The 19,374-nt window shown below is 64.1% G+C and carries 15 protein-coding genes; 14 read left to right on the forward strand and 1 reads right to left on the reverse strand.

From position 1 onward, the window contains the following. Positions 1-94 precede the first annotated feature (94 nt). The 12 genes from aspS to FUT88_RS18440 all read left to right on the forward strand — a co-directional run bounded on the left by aspS (position 95) and on the right by FUT88_RS18440 (position 15,962). Complete coding sequence (aspS, locus tag FUT88_RS18385; protein WP_147217253.1) at positions 95-1,921, forward strand: aspartate--tRNA ligase; 1,827 nt, start codon at positions 95-97, stop codon at positions 1,919-1,921. Between the two features lie 148 nt (positions 1,922-2,069). Further along, positions 2,070-2,930 (forward strand): hypothetical protein, encoded by an 861-nt coding sequence (locus FUT88_RS18390; protein WP_147217255.1) that lies wholly within the window; start codon positions 2,070-2,072, stop codon positions 2,928-2,930. A gap of 116 nt (positions 2,931-3,046) precedes the next feature. Continuing rightward, positions 3,047-3,532: a dihydroneopterin triphosphate diphosphatase gene (nudB, locus tag FUT88_RS18395; RefSeq protein WP_147217257.1), complete on the forward strand. Its 486-nt coding sequence runs from the start codon at positions 3,047-3,049 to the stop codon at positions 3,530-3,532. A 1-nt stretch (position 3,533) separates the two neighbouring features. Then, on the forward strand, positions 3,534-4,280 hold the full coding sequence (locus FUT88_RS18400; protein ID WP_027678228.1) for an endonuclease/exonuclease/phosphatase family protein: 747 nt from the start codon (positions 3,534-3,536) through the stop codon (positions 4,278-4,280). Then, the gene (clsB, locus tag FUT88_RS18405) at positions 4,277-5,545 is read left to right on the forward strand and encodes a cardiolipin synthase ClsB (RefSeq protein ID WP_147217259.1); all 1,269 of its coding nucleotides are present in this window, start codon (positions 4,277-4,279) and stop codon (positions 5,543-5,545) included. The genes FUT88_RS18400 and clsB overlap by 4 nt, the downstream gene beginning before the upstream one ends. A 45-nt stretch (positions 5,546-5,590) precedes the next feature. Beyond that, a complete protein-coding gene (locus tag FUT88_RS18410; RefSeq protein ID WP_147217261.1) occupies positions 5,591-7,255 on the forward strand; it encodes an acyl CoA:acetate/3-ketoacid CoA transferase in 1,665 nt (554 codons plus the stop codon). A 405-nt stretch (positions 7,256-7,660) separates the two neighbouring features. Then, the gene (locus tag FUT88_RS18415; RefSeq protein WP_021196492.1) at positions 7,661-8,251 is read left to right on the forward strand and encodes a TetR/AcrR family transcriptional regulator; all 591 of its coding nucleotides are present in this window, start codon (positions 7,661-7,663) and stop codon (positions 8,249-8,251) included. Positions 8,252-8,302: 51 nt separating this feature from the next. Further along, positions 8,303-10,090, forward strand: a complete 1,788-nt coding sequence (locus FUT88_RS18420; RefSeq protein WP_147217263.1) for an acyl-CoA dehydrogenase C-terminal domain-containing protein — start codon at positions 8,303-8,305, stop codon at positions 10,088-10,090. A gap of 190 nt (positions 10,091-10,280) precedes the next feature. Continuing rightward, entirely contained in the window at positions 10,281-12,761 is a 2,481-nt protein-coding gene (locus FUT88_RS18425) for a 3-hydroxyacyl-CoA dehydrogenase/enoyl-CoA hydratase family protein (RefSeq protein ID WP_147217265.1), read from the forward strand. A gap of 41 nt (positions 12,762-12,802) precedes the next feature. Then, positions 12,803-14,002 carry an acetyl-CoA C-acyltransferase gene (locus tag FUT88_RS18430; RefSeq protein ID WP_012761166.1) on the forward strand — a complete coding sequence of 400 codons (1,200 nt, stop codon included), beginning with the start codon at positions 12,803-12,805 and terminating at the stop codon, positions 14,000-14,002. Between the two features lie 215 nt (positions 14,003-14,217). Then, the gene (locus tag FUT88_RS18435; RefSeq protein WP_147217267.1) at positions 14,218-15,171 is read left to right on the forward strand and encodes a DegV family protein; all 954 of its coding nucleotides are present in this window, start codon (positions 14,218-14,220) and stop codon (positions 15,169-15,171) included. Between the two features lie 26 nt (positions 15,172-15,197). After that, on the forward strand, positions 15,198-15,962 hold the full coding sequence (locus tag FUT88_RS18440) for an enoyl-CoA hydratase (protein ID WP_104655450.1): 765 nt from the start codon (positions 15,198-15,200) through the stop codon (positions 15,960-15,962). 64 nt (positions 15,963-16,026) lie between these two features. Here the strand turns inward: FUT88_RS18440 and FUT88_RS18445 are convergent, their stop codons facing one another. After that, complete coding sequence (locus tag FUT88_RS18445; protein ID WP_147217269.1) at positions 16,027-16,464, reverse strand: acyl-CoA thioesterase; 438 nt, start codon at positions 16,462-16,464, stop codon at positions 16,027-16,029. Between the two features lie 90 nt (positions 16,465-16,554). Between FUT88_RS18445 and FUT88_RS18450 the strand changes: the two genes are divergently transcribed. Continuing rightward, complete coding sequence (locus FUT88_RS18450) at positions 16,555-18,396, forward strand: ABCB family ABC transporter ATP-binding protein/permease (protein ID WP_147217271.1); 1,842 nt, start codon at positions 16,555-16,557, stop codon at positions 18,394-18,396. 15 nt (positions 18,397-18,411) lie between these two features. Beyond that, positions 18,412-19,356, forward strand: coding sequence for a LysR substrate-binding domain-containing protein (locus tag FUT88_RS18455; RefSeq protein WP_147217273.1), 945 nt, complete (start codon positions 18,412-18,414; stop codon positions 19,354-19,356). Positions 19,357-19,374 lie beyond the last annotated feature (18 nt).

Genomic DNA, 19,374 nt, shown 5'->3' on the forward strand with positions numbered 1-19,374 from the left:
CGGCGACAGAACGAAGTCGAATCGACGCCGGCCCCCCCAATCAACTTTCACGCGCGACGCTGTAGTGGCGGCGCGCTTCGCGGAAAACCACAACATGCAAATGCGTACTCAATACTGCGGTCAGGTCACCGAACAACTGCTCGGCCAGAGCGTTACGCTGTCGGGCTGGGCCCATCGTCGTCGTGACCACGGTGGCGTGATCTTCATCGATCTGCGCGACCGTGAAGGCCTGGTGCAGGTCGTCTGCGACCCGGACCGCCCGGAGATGTTCAAGGTGGCCGAAGGCGTGCGCAACGAGTTCTGCCTGCAGGTGAAGGGCGTCGTGCGCGCCCGTCCGGAAGGCACCACCAACGCCAACCTGACCAGCGGCAAGGTCGAAGTGCTGTGCCACGAGCTGACGGTGCTCAACGCCTCCGTCACGCCGCCGTTCCAGCTGGACGACGACAACCTGTCGGAAACCACGCGTCTGACGCATCGCGTGCTGGACCTGCGCCGCCCGCAAATGCAGTACAACCTGCGCCTGCGCTACAAGGTCGCGATGGAAGTGCGCAAGTACCTGGACGACAAGGGCTTCATCGACATCGAAACGCCGATGCTGACCAAGAGCACGCCGGAAGGCGCGCGCGACTATCTGGTGCCGTCGCGCGTGAACGCCGGCCAGTTCTTCGCGCTGCCGCAGTCGCCGCAGCTCTTCAAGCAGATGCTGATGGTGTCGGGCTTCGACCGTTACTACCAGATCACCAAGTGCTTCCGCGACGAAGACCTGCGTGCCGACCGCCAGCCCGAATTCACCCAGATCGACTGCGAAACGTCGTTCCTGACGGAGCAGGAGATTCGCGACCTGTTTGAAGAAATGATCCGCACGGTGTTCAAGAACACCATGTCGGTCGAGCTGGACGCCAAGTTCCCGGTGATGGAGTTCCGCGAGGCGATGGCCCGCTTCGGTTCGGACAAGCCCGACCTGCGCGTCAAGCTGGAATTCACCGAACTGACCGACGCCATGAAGGACGTCGACTTCAAGGTGTTCTCGGGCCCGGCCAACGCTGAAGGCGGCCGCGTCGTGGCACTGCGCGTCCCGGGCGGTGCTTCGCTGTCGCGTGGCGATATCGACGCGTACACGAAGTTCGTCGAAATCTACGGTGCCAAGGGCCTGGCCTGGATCAAGGTCAACGAAGTGGCCAAGGGCCGCGACGGCCTGCAATCGCCGATCGTGAAGAACCTGCACGACGCGGCCATCGCCGAGATTCTGAAGCGCAGCGGCGCACAGGATGGCGACATCCTCTTCTTCGGCGCCGACCGCGCCAAGGTGGTCAACGACGCGATGGGTGCGCTGCGCCTGAAGGTCGGCCATTCGGACTTCGCCAAGAACACCGGCCTGTTCGAAGACGCCTGGAAGCCGCTGTGGGTGATCGACTTCCCGATGTTCGAGTACGACGAGGAAGACGCGCGCTGGGTGGCCATGCACCATCCGTTCACGAGCCCGAAGGACGAGCACCTGGAATACCTGGAAACCGATCCGGGCAAGTGCATTGCCAAGGCTTACGACATGGTGCTCAACGGCTGGGAAATCGGCGGCGGCTCGGTGCGGATCTACCGCGAAGAAGTGCAGAGCAAGGTGTTCCGTGCGCTGAAGATCAACGATGAGGAAGCGCGTGCCAAGTTCGGCTTCCTGCTCGACGCACTGCAGTACGGCGCGCCCCCGCACGGCGGTATCGCGTTCGGTCTGGACCGCGTCGTCACGATGATGGCCGGTGCGGATTCGATTCGCGACGTGATCGCCTTCCCGAAGACGCAGCGTGCGCAGGATCTGCTCACGCAGGCACCGAGCCCGGTCGACGAAAAGCAATTGCGCGAACTGCACATCCGCCTGCGCGCCGCCGAGGCCAAGGTCGCTGCGCCGACGGCTGCAACGACTGCCTGAGCACCCGCGCTGACGCTCCACGACAAACCGCGCCGCCTGACAAGGGCGGCGCGGTTTGTTTTTGGGCGCCTTCCATTGGGAACATTGGCTGCTAAACCGAATCTTTCGTTTCTGTCACGTTGGGTGGCAACGAAGGAGGAGTGTTTAGATGGACTACATCGACTTTGCCCGCACATGGGTCGTCGCCCACGCGGAGTTCCTGCTGACGTGGCTGATCGCCGCGCTGGTGGTGATGCTGCTGGCCTGGATCGAAATCCGCCGCGCCACGCGACGCGCCGCCATCGCGATGACCGAGGCTGTGGCCACCACGGTTGCGGCCTGCGTGCCCGAAATTGCAGCAGCGGCGCAGAGCGCACATCCCGGCGGCCCCGCATCGGCGGCGTCTCCGGGTTTGGCGGAGGCAATGCGCGCGCTGGGTCACCTTGCAGCGGAGCGGATGCGTTGGCTGCACGCGGTCGCCAACCTGCGTTTGCCTGAGACGGCATTGCCGCCAGCCGCACCCGGCATGCCGGTGCATCCGCTCATCTACGACGCGCCGCGCCCGCTCGCTGAAGCTCACTTGGCGGCAGAACTCCGCTTTGCGGAGCACGCGCGCGTTTTGCAGGCCGAACGCCGAGCACTGCAAGCGCTGGAAGCCGCCGAGCGTGAGGGCACCAGCGAACTGCACCGCATCGAGCGCGAAACCTCGGCCATCGTTGAACGCTTCGACCAGGCCAACGCGCAATCGGAGCAGACCGATGTGCAGCGCTTCCTGATCCAGAAATTCAACACGCTGGGCAATCGCGAACGCGAGTTGACCACGCAGCTCGCTGCGCTGCGCCAACAACTCGGCGAGCGTACGGAGGCGTTGTGGGCCCAATCGCAGCGCGCGGCCGATGACTATGCCGCGATGCTCGATCCGCTGCTCGCTGTGGCCCGCCGCGAGCTGGGTCACGAAACCGAGACGGATGAGGCGGCGCTGTGGCTCGCCCGCACGCGCTCGGGTCAGGGGCCGCTGCGCGCTGCCTGATCGCTGCCGCGGCATGGCAGCGCGACGAGCGTCACGGTGGCACGCTTCTGGCTGCGGTAAGCTATTGCCTTGCAGCGCGATCGCGCCGTCATCGAAGCACGCAGCAACCCACGCCCATGCCGCACAAGATTCCCGTCTCCGTTCTCGTCGTCATTCACACGCCCGATTTGCATGTGTTGGTGATGGAGCGGGCAGATCATCCGGGTTTCTGGCAATCCGTGACGGGCAGTTGCGACGCAGTTGACGAACCCTTGGTCGATACGGCCGCCCGGGAGGTGCTGGAAGAAACCGGCATCGACGCGGCCCAGCATCATCTGATCGACTGGGGCCACCACATCGAATACGAAATCTACCCACACTGGCGGCATCGCTACGCGCCGGGCATCACGCGCAACACGGAGCATTGGTTCGGCCTGCTGGTGAGCGGCAAGGTGCCGGTGCGGATGTCTCCGCGCGAGCATGTGCAGGCCGAGTGGTTGCCTTACCGAGAGGCCGCCGCGCGATGCTTCTCGCGCAGCAATGCCGAGGCCATCCTGCAGCTGCCCGAACGCCTCGCTGCCTATCATGCTCGTCAGGCGGCGCTGACAAAGGACCAGGCCTGAGATGCTGCGTTTGCGCGTTGCCACCTACAACATCCACAAGGGCGTGACAGGCATCGCCCGGCGCGTGCGCGTGCATGACGTGCGGCAGGGCCTGCATACGATGGACGCCGACATCGTCTTCCTGCAGGAGGTACAGGACCGCAACGACCGCCTGGTCGCCGCCGAGCTGTTCGATCCGAACTACACGCAGCTGCGCTACCTGGCCACCGACGTCTATCCGCACACGGTCTATGGCCGCAACGCCGTCTACGAGCACGGCCACCACGGCAACGCCATCCTGTCGCGGTTTCCGATCCTGCTGTCGGAAAATCTCGATATCTCCGACCACCGTTTCGAGCAGCGCGGCCTGCTGCACGCCGTAACCGATCTCGGCTTTGGCGAGGTGCATTTGCTCTGCGCGCACTTCGGCTTGTTTGCACGCAGCCGGCAGCGGCAGGCGGAGGCGCTCGTCGACCGCGTGCGTTCCGTCGTGCCACCTGATGCGCCGCTTGTGGTGGCGGGTGACTTCAACGATTGGAACAACCGCCTCGATCGCATGATTTGCCAGGCGCTTGGTGCGACCGAAGTGGCCGACAAGGCTGCCGATGCGCGCCCGGTCCGCACCTTCCCGAGCCATATGCCGTGGCTGCGGCTGGACCGCATCTACGTACGCGGTTTCGATATCGAACGTGCGCACGCGCTGACCGGCCGCGAATGGGCTCAGCGCTCCGACCACGTGCCCCTGCTGGCTGAATTGGCACATCCATGAAGGTCGTGCGCGATGCAGGGCCGCTGCGCTCCGAGTGGCGGCGGGGTAAGCCCCTGCCGGGCAACGACGTCGACCTGCTGTGCGGCGGCGCCGAGTTTTTCCCCGCATTGATCGAAGCCATCGATGCCGCGCAACGCCGCGTCGCGCTCGAAACCTATATCTACACCGACGACGCCACCGCGCACAGCGTGACCGAAGCGCTCGCCCGTGCAGCGCGGCGCGGTGTGGATGTCCACCTCACCATCGACGGTTTCGGCACCGGCCTGTTGCCCGCGAACATCGCCGCGATGCTGGAAGGGGCGGGTGTGCGTCTGCGCATCTATCGTCCGGTACGCGGTTTCCGCCTGCAGCGCCGCCACTTGCGACGGCTGCATCGCAAGATCGCCGTCATCGACGACGACGTGGCCTTCGTGGGCGGCATCAATATCATTGACGACCTGAATCACGCGCCGTTTCATGACGCCGCGCTCGGCCCGCGTTACGACTTCGCGGTGCGGGTGCGCGGGCCGCTGGTCGCGCAGATTGCGCTGACCGTTGACCGGCTCTGGTGGCAGATGGGCGTGCGCGCCGGTATGCGCGAGGTGGGCGTCACGGGCGTCGCCGCTGAGTTTCCGGTGATGACGGATACGCCGCGGCCACGGCATCGCGGCGCCTCGGGGCGAGAAAGTGAACGCGCGCCCGGAACCGTGTTGGCTTCGCTGGTGCTGCGTGACAACGTCCGCAACCGTCGCGCGATCGAACGCGAATATCTGCGCGCGCTAGGCACGGCGCGGCACGAGGTGATCATCGCCAACGCGTACTTCCTGCCGGGCGTGCGTTTCATGCGTGCACTGGCCGCATGCCGACAGCGCGGTGTGCGCGTGCGGCTGTTGCTGCAGGGCCAGGTCGAATACCGGTTGCAGCACTACGCAACGCGTTCGCTGTATCACATGCTGCTGCGCGACAACGTCGAGATCTACGAATACACCGCCAGCTTCCTGCATGCCAAGGTGGCCGTGGTGGATGACCGCTGGGCGACGGTGGGCTCCAGCAACATCGATCCATTCAGCCTGCTGCTGGCGCGCGAAGCCAACGTGGTCGCGTGGGACGCCACCGTGGCCAACGAACTGCGTGGCGCGTTGGAAGATGCCATCGCCCATCACGCACGCCGCGTTCTGGCCGACGCGCACGCTGCACGCCGGTGGTGGTGGCGCCTGGCAGATTGGTGCGCCTATCGGCTCGTGCGCCTTGGCGTCGTCATCAGCGGGCGCGCAGCACAGTATTAGCGGCACGCATCTAATACCTACAAGAGACAACAAGACGGAGGAGACATGCAAGTCATCACAACGGATGAAGCCGCGCGATTGGTACAGCCGGGATGGACGGTGGCATGCGCGGGGTTTGTCGGCGCCGGCCATGCGGAGGCCGTCACGCATGCGTTGGAGCGCCGCTTCCTGGCCACCGGCGAGCCGCGCGATCTGACGCTGGTCTACTCCGCCGGACAGGGCGATCGCGCCACGCGCGGTGTCAACCACTTCGGCAATCCCGGGATGACGCGCTGTGTGGTCGGTGGCCATTGGCGTTCGGCCACGCGGCTCGCAGACCTGGCGCTTGCCGAGCAGTGCGACGCGTTCAACCTGCCGCAAGGTGTGCTCACGCATCTGTACCGGGCCATCGCAGGCGGCAAGCCCGGCGTGCTGACGAAGATGGGCCTGCACACCTTCGTCGACCCCCGCACCGAGCTTGACGCGCGTTACCACGGCGCCGCCATCAACGCCCGTGCCAAAGCGGCGCGTGCTGCGGGCACAGCCTCGTGGGTCGAGTACGAACGCTTTCGCGGCGAAGACTATCTCTTTTACCCAAGCTTCCCGCTGCACTGCGTCTTCCTGCGCGGCACCGCCGCTGACCCGCGCGGCAACATCAGCACGCACGAAGAAGCCTTTCATCACGAGCTGCTGGCCATGGCGCAGGCCGCGCGCACCTCGGGCGGCATCGTCATCGCGCAGGTGCGCCGGCTGGTCGATCGGCATGACAACCTGCAGGCGATCCACGTGCCAGGCATCCTCGTCGATTACGTGGTCGTTGCCGAGGATGAAGCCGAACACCAGATGACCTTCGGCGAGGCGTTCAACCCGACTTACATCCGCCCATGGCAAGGCGAGGCGATCCAGCTCAAGGAAGACGCCATCGAAGCCAGCGAGGCGCTGGAGACGAGCCAACACGGGGCGCTCGATGCCCGCACGCTGGTGCAACGCCGCGCCGTGCTGGAACTGATCGCGCAGCAACCGCGCGTCGTGAACCTGGGCGTCGGCATGCCCGCGGCCGTCGGCGCCCTCGCTGAACAGGAAGGCGCGCGCAGCTTCACCCTTACCGTGGAGGCGGGCCCGATCGGTGGCACACCGGCAGATGGCCTTAGCTTTGGCGCGTCGGCCTACCCCGAAGCCGTGGTGGACCAGCCCGCGCAGTTCGACTTCTATGAAGGCGGCGGTATCGATCTCGCCATCCTCGGTCTGGCAGAACTGGACGGCGCCGGCAACGTCAATGTCAGCCTGTTTGGCGAGGGCGGCGATACCGTCGTCGCGGGCGTCGGCGGCTTCATCAACATCACGCAGAGCGCGCGTTCGGTCGTATTCATGGGCACGCTCACCGCCGGGGGACTCCAGGTCGAAGCCGAAGACGGCAAGCTGCGCATCGTGCGCGAAGGACGGCTCAAGAAGATCGTGCCTGCCGTGTCGCACCTGACCTTCAACGGTGAATATGCGGCGCAATCGGGCATTCCCGTGCGCTATGTGACCGAGCGCGCCGTCTTCGAGATGCGCGACGATGGCAGCGGCGCCCGGCGCCTCACGCTGACGGAAATCGCCCCGGGCATCGACCTGCAGCGTGACGTGTTAGACCAGTGCGCTGCCGCGGTGGCCGTAGCAGCCGACTTGCGGGAAATGGATGCGCGCATCTTCCGCCGTGGTGCCATGTGTACAGGCATTCCACCGGCCTGATTTTTTGACCTGTTTATTTACTGATGGGTAGCACTAGAAAACCCCTCCACCATGCTGCGCAGCTCGCGTTTTATGGGTGCGGCGCACACCCCGCTAAGCCTTTTATTTAAAGGCTTTACGGGATTCGCGCTGCACCGCGAAAGATGGCGATTCCCCATTGCCATTTAGATGCCGCTTTCTAATAAAACACTTGCCGCTCCAAGGGGCCCTGTAAATAATTGAACGACCGTTCGATTTTGGGCTAGAGTGTTCGCGCAGGCTGGTTTACAGTCCTGCCCGGCACGCGAAAGGCGCCCTGCAGTAAGCCAATTTTCTCGCGTGTCACGCCCCAGAAAAGAACGGAGAGAAATCATCATGCGTCACCCGACCGCTCGTCTCGAATCGAATCACGCAGCAGCTACGCCGATGCGCAAGGGCGAGCTGACACGTGCAGCGATTCTCGATGCCGCGCTGGAACTGGCCTCGCGCGACGGACTGGAAGGATTGACGATCGGTGTGCTCGCGGAGCGCATGCAGATGAGCAAGAGCGGGGTGTTCGCGCACTTCGGCTCGCGTGAGGACCTGCAGGTGGAAGTGGTTCGCGAGTATCACAAACGGTTCGAGCAGGAAGTCTTCTACCCGAGCTTGACGGAACCGCGCGGTCTGCCGCGCCTGTGGAGCATGGTGCGACGCTGGATGGAGCGCCGCATTCAGGAAGTCACCACGGGCTGCATCTACATCAGCGGCGCGGTGGAGTACGACGATCGTGCCGAAAGCCCGGTGCGCGACGAACTCGTCAAGAGCGTGACGATCTGGCGTGCAGCATTGGCCCGCGCGATCGCACAGGCAAAGGAAGAAGGCCATCTGCGTGCAGAAGCGGACCCGCAATTGATGCTCTTCGAGATGTACAGCCTGGAGCTGGGTCTGCATCACGATGCGCGTTTCCTGCGGTTGCCGAACAGTGCCGAACTGGCCATGGTGGCGCTCAACAAACTCATTCAGTCTTACCGAACCTGACGCGGCATCGCACACCTAGCGGTCGCGCAGTACACACCAAGGAGTTGCAAGATGGGTCAATACACCGCACCGCTGCGTGACATGCAGTTTGTTCTCCACGAGCTTCTCGGCGTGGAGAACCACCTGAAGGAGATGCCGCAGCACGCGGAGATCGATGCCGACACCATCAACCAGGTGATCGAGGAAGCCGGCAAGTTCTGCTCCGAAGTCATCTTCCCGCTCAACCAGTCTGGCGATCGCGAAGGCTGCACGTACCACGGCGACGGCGTGGTGACCGCTCCGAAGGGCTTCAAGGAAGCGTATCAACAGTATGTCGAGGCCGGCTGGCCTTCGCTGGGCTGCGATCCGGAGTACGGCGGTCAGGGCCTGCCCATCCTGATCAACAACGCGCTGTACGAGATGCTGAACTCGGCCAACCAGGCCTGGACGATGTATCCGGGCCTGTCGCATGGCGCGTACGAAGCCCTGCACGCACACGGCACCGACGAGCTCAAGCAGCGTTACCTGCCGAAGCTGGTGTCTGGCGTGTGGACCGGCACGATGTGTCTGACCGAGCCGCATTGCGGCACCGACCTGGGCATCCTGCGCACCAAGGCTGAACCGCTGGCCGATGGCTCGTATGCCATCACCGGCACGAAGATCTTCATCTCGGCAGGCGAACACGACCTGGCCGAGAACATCATTCACCTGGTGCTGGCACGTCTGCCGGACGCGCCGGGCGGCACGAAGGGCATCTCGCTGTTCGTGGTGCCGAAGTTCATTCCCGATGCGAATGGCAACCCGGGCGAACGCAACGGCGTGAAGTGCGGCTCCATCGAACACAAGATGGGCATCCACGGCAACGCTACCTGCGTGATCAACCTGGATGGCGCAAAGGGCTGGATGGTCGGCGAGCCGAACAAGGGCCTGAACGCCATGTTCGTGATGATGAATGCCGCGCGTCTGGGCGTCGGCATGCAGAGCCTGGGCCTGACCGAAGTCGCTTACCAAAACTCCGCTGCCTACGCCAAGGAACGCCTGCAGATGCGCAGCCTCTCGGGCCCGAAGGCACCGGACAAGCCGGCTGACCCGATCATCGTGCACCCGGACGTGCGTCGCATGCTGCTGACCCAGCGTGCGTTTGCCGAAGGCGGCCGCGCATTCAGCTATTGGATCGCCCTGCAGATTGACCGCGAGCTGTCGCACGAAGACGAGTCCGTGCGCAAGGACGCGGCGGATCTGGTCGCGCTGCTGACGCCGATCGCCAAGGCCTTCCTGAGCGACAACGCATTCATCGCCACCAACGAAGGCATGCAGGTGTTCGGTGGCCACGGCTACATCGCCGAATGGGGCATGGAGCAGTACGTGCGCGACGCCCGCATCAACATGATCTACGAAGGCACGAATACCGTGCAGTCGCTGGACCTGCTGGGCCGCAAGATTCTGGGCGACATGGGCGCCAAGATGAAGAAGTTCGGCAAGCTGGTCCAGGACTTTGTTGAAGCCGAAGGCACCAACGAAGCCATGCAGGAATTCATCAATCCGCTGGCCGACATCGGCGACAAGGTCCAGAAGCTGACCATGGAAATCGGCATGAAGGCCATGGCCAACCCGGATGAAGTCGGCGCCGCCGCTGTGCCGTATCTGCGTGTGGTCGGCCACCTGGTGTTCTCGTACTTCTGGGCCCGCATGGCCAAGATCGCCCTGGAAAAGCAAGACAGCGGCGACACCTTCTACAAGGTCAAGCTGGCAACGGCGCGTTTCTACTTCGCCAAGCTGCTGCCTGAGACGGCTTCGCAGATCCGCATGGCACGTGCCGGCGGCGCGACGCTGATGGCACTCGAAGCCGACCTGTTCTAAGGAAAGCTGCCCACGATCCTACTGCGCGGTCCGATCTTGGCTCTGCGATGCTCGCCGTACCCATGTACGGCTGGGCTTCTCCCGCCAACCTCGAACCGCTCGCTACGGATCGCGAGCAGGTTTCAACGCCTCTTTTTGTTGCTCCCGCTTGTGCGGGGGTGACGACTCCTCTTCTTTCCGCGAGGACACCATGACCCGCACTGAACTCCCCACCAGCGCGCAGCCGCAAGCCGGCCAGCGCTCCAACTTCCTCGTCCGGCGCGTTGCCGTGCTGGGCGCCGGCGTGATGGGCGCGCAGATTGCCGCGCATCTCGTCAACGCCAAGGTTCCTGTCACGCTGTTCGATCTTCCGGCCAAGGAAGGCCCGAAGAGCGGCATCGCGCTCAAGGCCATCGAAAACCTGAAGAAGCTGTCGCCGGCGCCGCTGGGCATCAAGGATGACGCCAACCTGATTCAAGCCGCCAACTACGAAGACGACATCGAGAAGCTGCGCGACTGCGATCTCGTCATCGAAGCGATTGCCGAGCGCATGGACTGGAAGCACGACCTGTACAAGAAGGTCGCGCCGCACATCGCCCCACACGCGATCTTCGCGTCGAACACGTCGGGCCTGTCGATCACCGAACTCTCGGATGGGTTTGACGCCGAGCTGAAGTCGCGCTTCTGTGGCGTGCACTTCTTCAACCCGCCGCGCTACATGCACCTGGTCGAGCTCATCCCGACCGCCCACACGCGCGGCGACATCCTCGACAAGCTGGAAACGTTCCTCACCTCCGCGCTCGGCAAGGGCGTGGTGCGTGCGAAGGACACGCCCAACTTCATCGCCAACCGCGTCGGCATCTTCTCGATCCTGGCGGTGTTTGCGGAGTCGGCCAAGTACGGCATTCCGTTTGACGTGGTCGATGACCTGACGGGCTCGAAGCTCGGCCGTGCCAAGTCGGCGACGTTCCGCACGGCGGACGTGGTGGGCCTGGACACGATGGCGCACGTCATCAAGACGATGCAGGACAACCTGAAGGACGATCCGTTTGCTCCGGTCTATGCCACGCCGCCCGTGCTGGCCAAACTGGTGGAAGCGGGTGCCCTGGGCCAGAAGACCGGCGCCGGTTTCTACAAGAAGGAAGGCAAGGAAATCAAGGTGCTGGATCCGCAAAGCGGCCAGTACGGCCCGAGCGGCAAGAAGGCTGACGACATCGTTGTGCGCATCCTGAAGAAGGAGCCGGCCGAGCGTCTGAAGCTGCTGCGCGAATCCACCAATCCGCAGGCGCAATTCTTGTGGGCTGTGTTCCGCGATGTGTTCCATTACATCGCGGTGTATCTGGAGCAGATTGCCGATTCGGCTGCGGAAGTCGATCTGGCGATCCGCTGGGGCTTCGGCTGGAACAGCGGCCCGTTCGAAGACTGGCAAGAAGCCGGCTGGAAGCAAGTGGCCGAATGGGTGAAGGAGGACATCGAGGCCGGCAAGGCGCTGTCGAACGCAGCCCTGCCGCAGTGGGTGTTCTCCGGTCCGGTCGCAGACAACGGCGGTGTGCATTCAGCACAGGGTTCGTGGTCGGCCAAGCAGGGCACGTTCCTGCAGCGCAGCACGCTGCCGGTGTACGGCCGCCAGGTGTTCCGCGCGCCGATCAAGGGCGCGACCGCGGTCAACCCGCTCACGTACGGCAAGACGATCGAAGAGACCGACGCCGTGCGCATCTGGGTGGACGACGCGGCCGGCCAGGACGACGTGCTGATCATCTCGTTCAAGAGCAAGATGAACACGATCGGACCGAGCGTCATCGACGGTCTGACGCGCGCGGTGGATCTGGCGGAAGCCGGCTACAAGGGTCTGGTGGTGTGGCAGCCGACGTCGCTGAAGCTGGGCGCGCCGGGTGGTCCGTTCTCGGCCGGTGCAAACCTGGAAGAAGCCATGCCGGCCTTCATGATGGGCGGGGCCAAGGGCATCGAGCCGTTCGTCAAGAAGTTCCAGGACGGCATGATGCGCGTGAAGTACGCCGGTGTGCCCGTCGTGTCGGCCGCATCGGGCATTGCACTGGGCGGCGGCTGCGAGCTGCTGCTGCATTCGGCCAAGCGTGTGGCTGCGCTGGAAACGTATATCGGTCTGGTTGAAGTGGGCGTGGGCCTCGTGCCGGCAGGTGGCGGCCTGAAGGAAGCTGCTCTGGCGGCAGCCAAGGCTGCGCAGGCAGCCGGCAGCACGAACATCCTGCAGTTCCTGACCAACCGTTTCCAGGCGGCGGCCATGGCCAAGGTGTCGTCTTCCGCGCTGGACGCGCAGAAGATCGGCTACCTGCAGCCGACCGACACCATCGTCTTCAACGTGCATGAGCTGCTGCACGTTGCACGCAACGAAGTGCGTGCGCTGGCCGATTCGGGCTACCGCGCACCGCTGCGTCCGGTGGGCATTCCGGTGGCGGGCCGTTCGGGTATCGCCACGATCAAGGCGTCGCTGGTGAACATGCGTGACGGCGGTTTCATCTCGCAGCACGACTTCACGATCGCCTCGCGCATCGCTGAAGCTGTGTGCGGTGGGGATGTCGAAGCCGGCGCGCTGGTGGACGAAGAATGGCTGCTGGCGCTGGAGCGCAAGGCCTTCGTGGATCTGCTCGGCAGCTCCAAGACCCAGGAACGCATCATGGGCATGCTGCAGACCGGCAAGCCGGTGCGCAACTGATTGCGCGACCTGTAGACGAACACGAGAACAGGAATTTCATCATGACCAAGCAACTGCAAGACGCCTACATCGTCGCCGCAACGCGTTCCCCGATCGGCAAGGCGCCGAAGGGCACGCTCAAGAACCTGCGTCCGGACGACCTGCTGGCGACCATCCTCAAGAGCGCTGTCGCCCAGGTGCCGAACCTGGATCCGGCGCTGATCGAAGACGCCATCGTCGGCTGCGCGATTCCCGAAGCGCAGCAGGGCCTGAACGTGGCGCGTATCGGCGCGCTGCTGGCCGGCCTGCCCAATACCGTGGGCGGCGTCACCGTCAACCGCTTCTGCGCCTCCGGCCTGACCGCCGTGGCGATGGCTGCAGACCGCATCCGCGTGGGCGAATCCGACGTGATGATCGCCGCCGGTGTCGAATCGATGAGCATGGTGCCGATGATGGGCAACTCGCCGTCGATGTCGCCGGACATCTTCACGCGTGACGAGAATGTCGGCATCGCCTACGGCATGGGCCTGACCGCCGAGAAGGTCGCCCAGCAGTGGAAGATTTCGCGCGAGGCGCAGGATGCTTTCTCGCTCGCGTCGCATCAGAAGGCGCTCGCTGCGCAGCAAGCCGGCGAATTCAAGGACGAGATCACCCCGATCGAGATCATCGAGAAGTTCCCGAACCTGGGCACAGGCGCCATCGATATCAAGACCCGCACGATGTCGCTGGATGAAGGCCCGCGTGCCGATACGTCGGTCGAAGGCCTGGGCAAGCTGCGCGCCGTGTTCGCCAACAAGGGCAGCGTGACGGCCGGCAACAGCTCGCAGACGTCGGACGGTTCGGGCGCGTTGATCCTGGTGTCGGAAAAGATCCTCAAGCAGTTCAACCTGGTGCCGCTGGCGCGCTTCGTATCGTTTGCGGTGCGCGGTGTGCCGCCGGAAATCATGGGGATCGGTCCGAAGGAAGCGATTCCTGCCGCGCTGAAGGCCGGCGGCCTGACGCAGGATCAGATCGACTGGATCGAACTGAACGAGGCGTTTGCCGCGCAGTCGCTCGCCGTGATCCAGGACCTGGGCCTGGACACCAGCAAGATCAACCCGCTGGGCGGCGCGATCGCACTGGGCCACCCGCTGGGCGCCACCGGTGCCATTCGTGCGGCCACGGTGGTGCACGGCCTGCGCCGTCGCAACCAGAAGTACGGCATGGTGACGATGTGCGTCGGCACCGGCATGGGCGCCGCGGGCATTTTCGAACGCATGTGACCCCACGTCAGGGGGAAGGATTAAGTTCTTCCCCCTGCTTGTAAATCGCCCGTCTCAACACGCATGATTGCGCAGGCGCGCGCAGCACTACATAACAAGCGCGCCGAAGAATGCGGCCGGCACCCAGCCGGCATCGCCATAGAAGCGGAACCACGATTCCGCGAGAGAGGAGACACACCACCGGGTCACCGGCGGTGCACCAAGAGGAGGGCGCGATGGGAAACACAATCGTGTTGACCGACGCGGCATGCGACATGCCGCGCTCGATGATCGATGAGCTTGGGTTGGGCGTGGTGCCGTTCCGCATTCGTGCGGGCGAATTGTTTGTTGAAGACCGCCGCGACGAGGCGGCGCTGCCGCAGCTCTATCGCAAGTACCTCGTCGACAAGCAGGATCACTATGCCGAATCGATTCCGCTGCTCGAACGCGAGATCGAAGATTTCCTGCTCAAGCACGTGGTGACGCAGCACGACCGCGCGTTGCTGCTGACGATTGCCAGCTCGCGCAGCCATTTCTACAGCCACGCCACCGGCGCGGTGGTGGGCACCACGGCCAAGAGCTTCAAGCCACGCAAGGATGCCGGCCGCTCGGGCCTGTTCGAGTTGACGGTGGTGGATACCGGCGCCATTGGCCCCGGCCAGGCGCTGATGGTGCACGAGGCCGCCCGCATGCTGCGCGAAGGCGCGGAGGTGCGCGACGTGGTGCACGTGATCGAGAACCGCCTGCGCGATGCTTCGCATGTCTACCTCGTACCCGACGAGTTGCTGTACATGTACACGCGCGCGAAGCAGAAGGGCGAGAAGAGCATCACCTGGAGCCGCTACATGATGGGCACGGCCTTCAACGTTCGGCCGCTCATTCATATGCATCGTGGCGAGACGGAAGCCATCGCGAAGGTACGTGGCTCCGACGAAGGGATTCGCCGCCTGCTTGCGCATACCGAAACCATGATCGCCGAGGAGCGCCTGGCCACGCCCGTGGTGGCGATCACGTATTCCGGTTCGCTCGACACCGTGCGCCGCATGGAGCCTGTGCAGGCGTTGATGCGAACCGCGCAGGACCACGGCGTGGAAGTGCTGCTCGCGCCGATGAGCCTGACCGTGGCGTTGAACGTGGGGGCCAACGCGTTCTCCGTCGGTTATCTATCTGATTCGCCTGTGCCGATTTAGCGGCGCAGGTTTCACCTGGAGTTTTCATGTCGATTCGTACCGAGACCGCAGACGGCGTCCTGACGCTCACGTTTGACCGCCTGGACCGCAAGAACGCCATCACGGCCGCGATGTATCAAACGTTGGCCGATGCCCTGGTGGCCGCCGAGACCGATCCCGCCATCCGCGTGATCGTGCTCGCCGGCCACGAGAGCGTATTCACGGCGGGCAACGATCTCGAAGACTTCATGAAGAATCCGCCCAAGGACGAAAGCGCGCCCGTGCATCAGTTCCTCAAGGCGATCAGCACGGCGACCAAGCCGCTGATCGCTTCGGTGAGCGGCGCGGCGGTGGGTGTGGGCACGACGATGCTGCTGCATTGCGATCTCGTCTACGCATCCGAGACGGCCAAGCTGTCGATGCCGTTCGCGCAACTGGGGCTTTGTCCGGAAGCCGCGTCGAGCCTGTTGCTGCCGCAGCTGGCCGGCTATCACCGCGCGGCGGACAAGCTGCTCTTCGGCGAGCCTTTCGACGCGAACGAAGCGCGCGAGCTGGGCCTTGTCAATCGCGTGCTGCCGGCCGGGGAGTTGGACGCTTTCGTGCGGACGCAGGCGCGCAAGCTGACGCTGCTGCCGCCCGCATCGCTGCGCGCCACCAAGCGCCTGATGAAGGAGGGCGCTACGCCGCAGATCGCCGAGCGCATGTCGGTGGAAGGCAAGCAATTCGGCGAGATGCTGCGTGCCCCGGAAGCGCGCGAAGCGTTCACGGCGTTCTTCGAAAAGCGCCGCCCGGATTTCTCCAAGTTCAACTGAGCGATTCGTTCACCTGCAAAAGAAAACCCGGCGCGAAGCCGGGTTTTTTGTTGGGCGTGGCCGTTCAGAGCGGCGGCAGTACGCGCGGCTTGCGGGTCTCGTCGGTCGCCACGTAGGTGAGGGTGGCTTCCGTCACCTTGACGGTGGCGTGCCGGCCGTTGGCGTGCATGCGTTGCGCATAGACCTCCACATCCACGGTGATTGACGTGCGGCCCGTCTTGACCACGTTGGCGTAGAAACTCACCAGATCGCCCACGTATACAGGTTGCTTGAAGACGAACGAGTTGACGGCGATCGTGGCCACGCGGCCGTTGGCACGCACCACGGCTGGGATCGACCCGGCAATGTCCACCTGCGACATGATCCAGCCGCCAAACACATCGCCGTGGACGTTGGCGTCGGACGGCATCGGCATCACACGCACGGCGGGCTGCTTGTCGGCGGGCAGCGTGACGGTTTCAGTGGTGGCTTGGGTATCGGACATGATGATGCAGGGCGGCATTGAAGCGGAAGGAGGGCCCACCAGCGGCCCTGGGGCGCGCGCAGGTGATCGGTGGGAGAATACACAATCCGCCATTTTATTGCACCGCACATGCGCCGTTTTCCCGCTTCTTCCGAACCGCCTCCGCCCGGGGCTGCCCGCGGTGACTGGCGCACCATCAAGAGCCTGCTGCCGTATCTGCTGGCCTACAAATGGCGTGTGGCGTTGGCGCTGTCGTTCCTGATCGCGGCCAAGGTGGCAAACCTTGGGGTGCCGATGGTCATGAAGCGGCTGATCGATTCCATGAACGTGTCGCCGTCCGACCCCCGCGCGCTGCTGGTTGTGCCGGTGGGCATCATCATCGGTTACGGGCTGCTGCGGCTGTCGACGTCGCTGTTTTCGGAGCTGCGCGAAATCCTGTTCGCGAAGGTCACGGAGAGTTCGGTGCGGACGCTCGCACTGCAGGTGTTCCGCCATCTGCATGCGCTGTCGCTGCGCTTTCACCTTGAGCGCCAGACCGGCGGCATGAGCCGCGATATCGAACGCGGCACACGCGGCATCCAGTCGCTCATCTCGTATTCGCTGTACAGCATCCTGCCGACGCTGGTGGAGGTTGGCCTCGTCATCACGTATTTCTTCGTGAAGTACGACGTGTGGTTTGCGCTCATCACGTTCTGCGCGCTGGTCAGCTACATCGTTTTTACGGTGACGGTGACGAACTGGCGCACGCACTTCCGCCGCAAGATGAACGAGCTGGATTCGCGCGCGAACCAGAAGGCGATCGATTCGCTGCTCAACTTCGAAACAGTCAAGTACTTCGGCAACGAAGACTACGAAGCACGTCGCTACGACGAGAACCTGAAGCACTACCGCGCCGCGGCCATCCGCTCGCAGAACTCGTTGTCGGTGCTGAACTTCGGCCAGCAGTTCATTGTCGCCACGGCGCTCATCCTGATCCTGTATCGCGCCACGCAAGGCGTCGCGGCGGGGCACATGACGCTTGGCGACCTGGTGCTCGTCAACACGCTGATGCTGCAAATCTACATTCCGCTCAACTTCCTGGGCGTGATCTACCGTGAGCTGAAGCAGGCGGTGACCGACATGGACCGCATGTTCCACCTGCTGCAGACCAACCGCGAAGTGGCCGACAAGCCTGACGCACCACCGCTGGCGGTGCACGCGGGCGAAGTGCGCTTCGCGCATGTCGACTTCAGCTACGAGGCCAATCGCCAGATCCTGTTCGATGTGGATTTCACGATTCCGGCCGGGACGACCACGGCGGTGGTGGGACAGAGCGGCTCGGGCAAGTCGACGCTGGCGCGCCTGCTGTTCCGCTTCTATGACGTGAAGTCCGGCGCCATCCAGATCGACGGTCAGGACTTGCGCGATGTCACGCAATCCAGCGTGCGCGCCGCCATCGGCATCGTTCCGCAAGACACGGTGCTCTTCAACGACAGCATCTACTACAACATCGCCTACGGCCGCCCCGATGCAAGCCGCGAAGAGGTGATCGAAGCCGCTCGCGCAGCGCAGATCCACCATTTTGTCGAGTCGCTGCCCGACGGCTACGAGACGCAAGTCGGCGAGCGCGGCCTCAAACTCTCCGGCGGCGAAAAACAGCGCGTGGCGATTGCGCGCACCCTGCTCAAACGTCCGCCGATTCTCGTCTTCGATGAAGCGACGTCTGCGCTGGACTCGCGCACCGAGCACGCCATCCAGGAAGAGTTGATGCGCCTGGCGCAGAACCACACCACGCTGGTCATCGCGCACCGCTTGTCCACCATCGTGCGTGCGCACCAGATTCTGGTGATGGAGCACGGACGCATCATCGAGCGCGGCACGCATGAATCGCTGTTGCGCGCGGAAGGCCGTTACGCGCAGATGTGGCGCATGCAGGCGCGCGAGCCGGAGCGCGTGGCCGAAGAAACAGAAGAAGACGCCCGGGCAGGTTGAGGGGGAGACAACGCGATGGAACTGAAATGGCTGGAAGACTTCATCAGCCTGGCCGAAACGCGCAGCTTTTCGCGCTCGGCCGAATTGCGGCACGTGACGCAGCCGGCGTTTTCGCGGCGCATTCAATCCCTTGAGGCGTGGCTCGGCAATGAGCTGATCGACCGATCAAGCTATCCAACACGCCTCACGCCCGCCGGCGAAGTGTTCTACGAACAGGCGTTGGCGATGCTCGCCCAGGTCAGTGAGACGCGCGCGCTGATGCGCGGCCAGCGTCCTGCCAGCGCATCGACGATCGACTTTGCCGTGCCGCATACGCTATCGCTGACATTCTTCCCGGGCTGGCTTGCTCAGGTGGAAGAAAAGATCGGCAAGCTGCAATGCCGGCTACGCGCGCTGAACGTGCACGATGCGGTGATGACGTTGGTGGAGGGCGGCTGCGATCTCGTGATGGTCTATCACCACGCGCGCCAGATGATCCAGCTCGACCCGACGCGCTACGACATGCTGGTGCTCGGGACCGAGCGGCTCTCGCCGTTTTCCAAGCCCGACGCGAGCGGGCGGCCGATTTATCGGCTCGTTCCGACCGCACGCAAGCCCATCGCCTACCTGAGCTATACGCCCAACGCCTTTCTCGGGCGCATGGTGGATGTGCTGCTGGAAAACTCGCCGGTGGCGCCGCTGCTCGACAAGTGCTACGAAACCGACATGGCGGAAGCGCTCAAGGTGATGGCGCTGGCGGGCCACGGCGTGGCTTTCCTGCCGGAGAGTGCGGTGCGCGAGGACGTGGCGGCGGGTCGCCTCGTGCGCGCGGAAGGCAAGGGCGGCGGCACGTTGTCGATCGAGATGGAAATCCGGCTTTACCGTGAGCATCCGCAGAGCGGCGCTCACGACCGTCGGCACCCCCAATCCAAGCGCAAGCGCGAGCTGATCGACACGTTGTGGAACGCGCTGGCGGGCTGAGTGGGCCATCGAATTCCA

Origin of the sequence: Ralstonia sp. TCR112, from assembly GCF_007997035.1 — a bacterium.
GTDB lineage: Bacteria > Pseudomonadota > Gammaproteobacteria > Burkholderiales > Burkholderiaceae > Ralstonia > Ralstonia edaphi.

Coding starts and splice junctions, on each gene's coding strand:
- nudB (WP_147217257.1), top strand. CDS start 3,047: ATGCCGCACAAGATTCCCGTCTCCGTTCTCGTCGTCATTCACACGCCC.
- FUT88_RS18425 (WP_147217265.1), top strand. CDS start 10,281: ATGACCCGCACTGAACTCCCCACCAGCGCGCAGCCGCAAGCCGGCCAG.
- FUT88_RS18420 (WP_147217263.1), top strand. CDS start 8,303: ATGGGTCAATACACCGCACCGCTGCGTGACATGCAGTTTGTTCTCCAC.
- FUT88_RS18430 (WP_012761166.1), top strand. CDS start 12,803: ATGACCAAGCAACTGCAAGACGCCTACATCGTCGCCGCAACGCGTTCC.
- FUT88_RS18400 (WP_027678228.1), top strand. CDS start 3,534: ATGCTGCGTTTGCGCGTTGCCACCTACAACATCCACAAGGGCGTGACA.
- aspS (WP_147217253.1), top strand. CDS start 95: ATGCAAATGCGTACTCAATACTGCGGTCAGGTCACCGAACAACTGCTC.
- FUT88_RS18445 (WP_147217269.1), bottom strand. CDS start 16,464: ATGCCGCCCTGCATCATCATGTCCGATACCCAAGCCACCACTGAAACC.
- FUT88_RS18455 (WP_147217273.1), top strand. CDS start 18,412: ATGGAACTGAAATGGCTGGAAGACTTCATCAGCCTGGCCGAAACGCGC.
- FUT88_RS18415 (WP_021196492.1), top strand. CDS start 7,661: ATGCGCAAGGGCGAGCTGACACGTGCAGCGATTCTCGATGCCGCGCTG.
- FUT88_RS18390 (WP_147217255.1), top strand. CDS start 2,070: ATGGACTACATCGACTTTGCCCGCACATGGGTCGTCGCCCACGCGGAG.
- FUT88_RS18410 (WP_147217261.1), top strand. CDS start 5,591: ATGCAAGTCATCACAACGGATGAAGCCGCGCGATTGGTACAGCCGGGA.
- FUT88_RS18440 (WP_104655450.1), top strand. CDS start 15,198: ATGTCGATTCGTACCGAGACCGCAGACGGCGTCCTGACGCTCACGTTT.
- clsB (WP_147217259.1), top strand. CDS start 4,277: ATGAAGGTCGTGCGCGATGCAGGGCCGCTGCGCTCCGAGTGGCGGCGG.
- FUT88_RS18450 (WP_147217271.1), top strand. CDS start 16,555: ATGCGCCGTTTTCCCGCTTCTTCCGAACCGCCTCCGCCCGGGGCTGCC.
- FUT88_RS18435 (WP_147217267.1), top strand. CDS start 14,218: ATGGGAAACACAATCGTGTTGACCGACGCGGCATGCGACATGCCGCGC.